We start from the raw sequence: 5,954 nt of genomic DNA, 5'->3' as shown, positions 1-5,954 counted from the left end.
TGTCTTGCGCAGGACGCACCGTCGCCGAGTCAGGCGGCGGCTTGAGGTTCACGACAGGCGGCTTGGCGGGGCCGGTCTCATGCTGCGTGTAGGCGGTAAAAGGCAGGGCTGCAGCGAGGGCCGCAACAAAAAGAAGGCGCGCTGTCTTCATGGGGAGTCCTTGGTGGGGTAAAGCGGCGTAGAGCGTCTCAGCGGCAAACGGCGGGCCCGGACTGCAACGTCCCTCAGCGCAAGCCAGCGAGCTTCTGGCAGGCGCTGTAATCCCGTTCAGGCCCCTCATTTGCTGCAGTGCAGCATGATCCAGCAAGCGAAGGGCGTGGGCTGTGCCACACCGCCCCCCATCAACCTTTTTACAGAATCGAAGGCTCGCCTTGAATAATTCCCTGAGCCAGATGCTCCGCGACGCAACACGGCTCACTCGCGCCGGACACCTGGGCGAAGCGACCGCAGCAATTCAACGCGCGCTGCGTTGGGGCGGCGCAAGCGCCCCCGCCGCACCGCCGACCGCGGATGCGGATGTAGTCGACATCGAAGCGCGCGTCGTCGACGCCCCCCGCCCGCGCGCAGCGCCCTCCGATCCCGCGCCGCCACTCGCTGAGGCACCGCAAGCCGCACCCCATGCCCAGGGCACGGAGTTAGCGCCCCCCGCAGCATCACCGGCGCGCGAAGCCACAGCGCCCGGGGCCGCGGCCGGTTCGGACGGGCAGGCTCCGTCCACGCTGGACGGCCTGACCCCCGGCACGGCCCGCCCGCGCAACGAATCCCCTGCTCCGCCCGGCCGCTTCCTCAGCAGCTCGTTCACCGCCGCTGCCGGCACACGGCCCTACAAGCTGTTCGTGCCCGGAAACGCCAAGGCACAACCACGCCCGTTGCTGGTGCTGCTGCACGGCTGCAAGCAGAACCCCGACGATTTCGCCGCCGGCACGCGCATGAACGAGCTGGCGCAGGCTGAAGACTGGGTCGTGCTCTATCCGGCCCAACCGCCATCGGCCAATGGCTCCAGCTGCTGGAACTGGTTCCAGGCCGCCGACCAGCACCGCGAGCGCGGCGAACCGGCGATCCTGGCTGAGATGGCGCGCCACATCATCGCCACCGAAAACATCGACCCGCAGCGCGTGTATGTCGCGGGGCTGTCGGCGGGGGGCGCGATGGCAGCCATCCTGGCCAGCACCCATCCCGAGCTGTTCGCAGCGGTCGGCATTCATTCCGGCCTGCCGCTGGGCGCCGCGCACGACCTGATGTCCGCGCTGACGGCGATGCGCAAGGGCCCTTCCGACGGCGCCAGCGTGGCGGCGTTGCCGGCCATCGTCTTCCACGGCGACCGCGACCAGACCGTGCACCCACGCAACGGTGAGGCCTTGGTTGCCGAGCCGGGCCTCGCCGCCTCGTCCTCGAGCCGCACGACCGGCAGCACTTCACCTCGCGTGGAGACCGGCAAGGCGGGCGGCGGGCACCGCTACACGCGCAGCATTCACCTCGATTCTTCCGGACGCACGCAAGCCGAACACTGGCTGGTGCATGGCGCCGGTCACGCATGGTCGGGCGGCAGCGCCGCCGGTTCCTACACCGACCCGAAAGGCCCCGACGCCTCGGCCGAGATGCTGCGCTTCTTCAGCGCGTACCGCGTCGCAGCCGGCTCGGCCGCCGGCGCCGCGTAGCCCGGCGTGTGGCCCGGCTCGTCCGGGCCGAGCGCTGCCAGGATGTCCACCCGGTCCGCCTGGTAGCAGCCGCAGGCGGTGGCTTCCAGGCCGCCGCGGTCGAGGATGGTCACTGCGCCCCGGTGATAGCGGATGAGCTGCCGTTCCTGGAAGGCCGTGGCTGCCTTGGTAATGCCCGCGCGGCGCACGCCGAGCATGTAGGCGAGGAACTCATGGGTCACATGCAACTGCGCCGACTGCGCGCAGTCCTGGCTGGTCAAAAGCCAGCGCGCCAGCCGCTCGTCGACCAGATGAAAGCGCGTGCACGCGGCCATGCGCGCGGTGCGCGTGAGCAAGGCGGCGATGCTGCGCTCGAGCAGGCTGCGCAGCGTGGCGCTGCGCTGCATCTCCAGCCGCAAGGCCGGCTCGGCGATGCGCAGCGCGTTGCCGGCGCCTTGCACCAGCAGGCGCAGCGGCGAGCGGGCCTGGCCCAGCACGAGTGACAGACCGGCCGCACTTTCGTGGCCGACCATGGCCACCTCGAGGCCGTGATGGCCGGGCACCGGCGTGATCAGGGACAGGAAGCTGGTAGTGGGGAAGTACAGATGGCCGAGAGGTTCACCCGGTTCGCACAGCACCTGTGCGAAGCGCAGGTCCACGCTTTCGCAGGCGGCCAGCAGGCGCGTACGCTCGCTGCGCGGCAAGGCGTCGATCAGGCGGTTGACGGCCGGGGCGGGCAGCGGCTCGGCTTTCAAAGGGGAGGCACTTTCGTCGAGGAGCCCGCCGCGAGCGACGCCGCGAAACGCGGGCTTTTATCGAGAGTCGATGCTGTGGCTGCGGCCCCGTGCGGTCTGTGCGCACGGGCACATGCCGCCGTCAAAGCGCTCCCCCTATCCCACGGTCACGCCGCCGCCTGCACCGGCTCGCCCCACGCCGCATGCCACTCGCGCAACTGAGCCAGATCGACCCGTGCCGGCCGCGCGCCGGCCAGATTCGGGGCGGGCACAGCCGGGTCTTCGAGCCCGTCGCACACCGCCATCGCGCCCGGGTAGGCGTGGCTGGCGAAGAACACGCTGCGCGTGACCAGCGTGGCGATGCCAGCCGCATTGGCCGCCGCCAGGCCGTTGGGCGAATCCTCGATGGCGACGACTTCATCGGGATCGAGGTCGAGCGCTTCGAGACAGCGCAAATAGCACTGCGGGTCGGGCTTGCGCTGCGGGGCGTCTTCGCCGCAGATGACGGCGGCGAAATGCTGCTGCCAGTCGCGCCCGATTTGCGCGCCGAGCAGGGCGTCGGCGTTCACACGCGAGGTGGTGCTCGCGATGGCCAGCCGCACGCCGGCCGCCTGCGCCTCGCGCAACAGACGCGTCACCCCGGGACGCAGCAGGATGCCGCCCCGCTCGACGATGCGCCCGTAGCGGCGGTTCTTCTCGGCGTGCAGCGCGCGTGCCATCGACTCGCGCCCGGAACTGTCGGTCGGGGTCTCCTTGCGCCGGGCCATGTCGTAGAGCAGCCGCTCGCGCCCGCCCGTGATCTGCAGCAGCTCGCTGTAGTGCTCGACGCTCCAGTGCCACGGCAGGCCGTGCGCGTCGAAGGCGTCGTTGAAGGCGACCAGGTGACCGTCGCGTTCGGTCTCGGCCATGGTCCCGTCGATGTCGAAGATCAGTGCGGCCAGCATGTTCTCTCTCCTGCCCTCGTTGTCGTTGATTTGGGTTGCGGTGCGCTGCGCATCATCGCATCGAGCGATGCCTCGCTCGCTTCGGACCGCGGCACGTTCGACTTCAGGCGCTTCCCCGCTTGCCGGCTTCAGTGCAACTGTGCACGCCGGATCTCCATCAGCCGCAGGATCATCGGCGTGAGGATCAGCTGCATGGCCAGGTCCATGCGGCCGCCCGGCACCACGATGGTGTTGGCGCGCGACATGAACGAATCCGGGATCATCGACAGCAGGTAGGGAAAGTCGATGCCGCGCGGGTCCTTGAAGCGGATCACCGTCATGCTCTCGCCGGCAGTCGGAATATCGCGCGCGATGAAGGGGTTGGAGGTGTCGACCACCGGCACGCGCTGGAAGTTGATGTCGGTCTCGCCGAACTGCGGGCAGATGAAGTGCACGTAGTCGGGCATGCGGCGCAGGATGGTGTCGGCCACCACTTCCTTGGAGTAGCCGCGCTCGCGGGTGTCGCGGTGGATCTTCTGCGTCCACTCGAGGTTGATGATGGGCACCACGCCAATCTTCAGGTCGACATGGCGGGCAATGTCGATGTCGGCCGTCTTCACGCAGCCGTGCAGGCCCTCGTAGAACAGCAGGTCGGTGTCGGCCGGCGTGTCGGTCCAGAGCGTGAAGCTGCCCGCCGGCAAGCTTTCGCGTTCGGCCTCGGCCGTGCTGTGCAGGTAACGCCGCGTCTTGCAGCGACCCGTTTCGCCATAGCTGCGGAACTGGCGCTCGAGCAGTTCCCACTCGTTGCATTCCGGGCCGAAGTGGCTGAGCGAGCGGCCCTCGCTGTCGGCGGTGGCGATGCGCGCGTCCATCTCGTCGCGCGCGTAGCGGTGGAAGGCGTCGCCTTCGATGAGCGCGGCGCGCACGCCTTCGCGCCGGAAGATATTGTCGAAGATGCCTTTGACGGTGCTCGTGCCGGCGCCGCTGGAGCCGGTGACGGCGATGACCGGGTGCTTTGTGCTCATGGCCGCTCTACAGGCGCGACGGCACGAACAGCGAACGCGTCTTGAACAACTGCCAGGACACGTTCTCGCTCGGATCGGCGTGGTAGGCCGTGATGCGCTCGACCTCGTCGCGCGAGCCGAGGATCACCGGCACCTTCTGGTGGAGCGCATCGGGCACCAGGTCGAGCAGCGCGCTGGTGCCGTTGGTGGCGCCGGCGCCCGCCTGCTCCATCAGCCAGGCCATCGGTGCAGCCTCGACCATCAGGCGCAAGGGGCCGGGCCGGTAGGGCGGCTTGCAGTCGCGCGGCGCGAGGAAGACGCCGCCACGACCGACGATGCGGTGAACCTCGGCGGCCAGGCTCGTGGTCCAGCCCATGGCGAAGTCGCGTCCACGGGGCCCGGTGCTGCCGGCCAGGCATTCGCCCACGTAGCGCTGCACGGGCTTTTCCCAGAAGCGCTGCATCGCGAAGTCGATTGCGAAGTCGGTGCTCGCCGCCGGGACTTGGACCGCCGTGCGGGTCAGCCGCCAGCGGCCGGCCTCGCTGCGGTCCTCGCCATCGAGGGTGAACACGTGCACGCCCTGCCCGATAGACAACACCAACACCGTCTGTGGCCCGTAGAGCGCATAGCCGGCGGCCAGCAGGCGCCGGCCGGGTTGCATGAAGGCGGCGTCGCTGGCCGGCGTACCGCGAAACAGATGCGGCAGCACCGAGAAGACGCTGCCGAGCGGTCCGTTGCCGGCAAGCTCGGCCGCGCCGTCGAGCGGCTCGAACATCACCAGGTAGGCGCCCCCGCTGCCGTGCTCGGGCGAGACGGTGGCGCGGCACTGCGGGCCGCTGGCCCAGCCGGCGACATGCGGGAAGCCGGCCAGTGCGGCGCGCATCGACGCATCGGCCTCGCTCGCCAGAACCTCGGGGGCGCCGCGCGTCACGGTCCGCGCGATCCGGGCACAGGCACCCGCCAATTGCCGCAACAGCTCGGCGAGCGGCCTCGGTGCCGCGGCCAGCCATTGCTCCAGGTCGATGGTGTCCATGCGCTCTCCTCGTCGTGTCGGTCCCGCAGCGCGATCCTAGGCTGACCGGCGGTCGGCTTCTCGCACAAGTCTTCCGAGTCCGGGCCGGCTCGCCACGGCCCCGCAAGCCCGCTCGGCGGCCAGAACGCGTTCGCGCTCGAAGAAGACTAATTCAGATTTCCCTTTTGAGTTCGATTCGGCCATTGCCGATAAAGGCATGGTCCCCGCGGCTCCGTACAAGCCACGAAGCAGCGCCGTGGCAGCAGCGGCTATTTGCCAACGCGCCTGCGGCTTGGCACCATGCGTCGATCCAACGCCGGAGACCACCGTGACTCGAACAACAAGGACATCAATCGCGCTGGCTGCGCTGCTCGCCTGGGCCGTCGGCCCGGCACAGGCCCAGGACGCCGAGGCCATCAGGCTGGCCAGCCTGGCCGCGACCTGCGCCGCCTGCCACGGCACGCAGGGCAAGGCCGCCCCAGGCGGCGCGATGCCACGCCTCGCCGGCCTGGACGCTGCCTACTCCGCCGAGCAGATGCGCGCCTTTCGCGACGGCAAGCGCCCGGCGACGGTGATGCACCAGATCGCCAAGGGCTACAGCGACGCGCAGATCACCGCGCTCGCCGCCTACTTCGCCGCGCAGA

At 69.7% G+C, this 5,954-nt stretch carries 6 protein-coding genes; 2 read left to right on the top strand and 4 right to left on the bottom strand.

Going from position 1 to position 5,954, the window contains the following annotated elements; genetic code table 11:
* The first annotated feature begins 371 nt into the window (after positions 1 to 371).
* Positions 372 to 1,658, top strand: coding sequence for a PHB depolymerase family esterase (locus tag H0W38_RS14905; protein ID WP_292455429.1), 1,287 nt, complete (start codon positions 372 to 374; stop codon positions 1,656 to 1,658).
* Here the strand turns inward: H0W38_RS14905 and H0W38_RS14900 are convergent.
* From H0W38_RS14900 to H0W38_RS14885, 4 genes are all read right to left on the bottom strand, one after another.
* Positions 1,562 to 2,392: a Crp/Fnr family transcriptional regulator gene (locus H0W38_RS14900; RefSeq protein WP_292455427.1), complete on the bottom strand. Its 831-nt coding sequence runs from the start codon at positions 2,390 to 2,392 to the stop codon at positions 1,562 to 1,564. The two genes, H0W38_RS14905 and H0W38_RS14900, sit on opposite strands and share 97 nt — an antisense overlap.
* A gap of 146 nt (positions 2,393 to 2,538) precedes the next feature.
* Positions 2,539 to 3,315: an HAD-IA family hydrolase gene (locus tag H0W38_RS14895; RefSeq protein ID WP_292455425.1), complete on the bottom strand. Its 777-nt coding sequence runs from the start codon at positions 3,313 to 3,315 to the stop codon at positions 2,539 to 2,541.
* A gap of 128 nt (positions 3,316 to 3,443) precedes the next feature.
* Complete coding sequence (locus H0W38_RS14890; protein ID WP_292455423.1) at positions 3,444 to 4,319, bottom strand: phosphoribulokinase; 876 nt, start codon at positions 4,317 to 4,319, stop codon at positions 3,444 to 3,446.
* 7 nt (positions 4,320 to 4,326) lie between these two features.
* Complete coding sequence (locus H0W38_RS14885) at positions 4,327 to 5,331, bottom strand: class 1 fructose-1,6-bisphosphatase (protein ID WP_292455420.1); 1,005 nt, start codon at positions 5,329 to 5,331, stop codon at positions 4,327 to 4,329.
* A gap of 307 nt (positions 5,332 to 5,638) precedes the next feature.
* On the opposite strand from H0W38_RS14885, the gene H0W38_RS14880 reads away from it, so the two are divergent.
* A partial coding sequence (locus H0W38_RS14880; protein WP_292455419.1) for a c-type cytochrome occupies positions 5,639 to 5,954 on the top strand: 316 nt, incomplete at its 3' end.

Source organism: Methylibium sp., from assembly GCF_013817365.1.
Lineage (GTDB): Bacteria > Pseudomonadota > Gammaproteobacteria > Burkholderiales > Burkholderiaceae_C > Methylibium.
This window is presented reverse-complemented; position numbering and strand designations above follow the sequence as displayed.

Coding starts and splice junctions, on each gene's coding strand:
- H0W38_RS14885 (WP_292455420.1), bottom strand. CDS start 5,331: ATGGACACCATCGACCTGGAGCAATGGCTGGCCGCGGCACCGAGGCCG.
- H0W38_RS14895 (WP_292455425.1), bottom strand. CDS start 3,315: ATGCTGGCCGCACTGATCTTCGACATCGACGGGACCATGGCCGAGACC.
- H0W38_RS14890 (WP_292455423.1), bottom strand. CDS start 4,319: ATGAGCACAAAGCACCCGGTCATCGCCGTCACCGGCTCCAGCGGCGCC.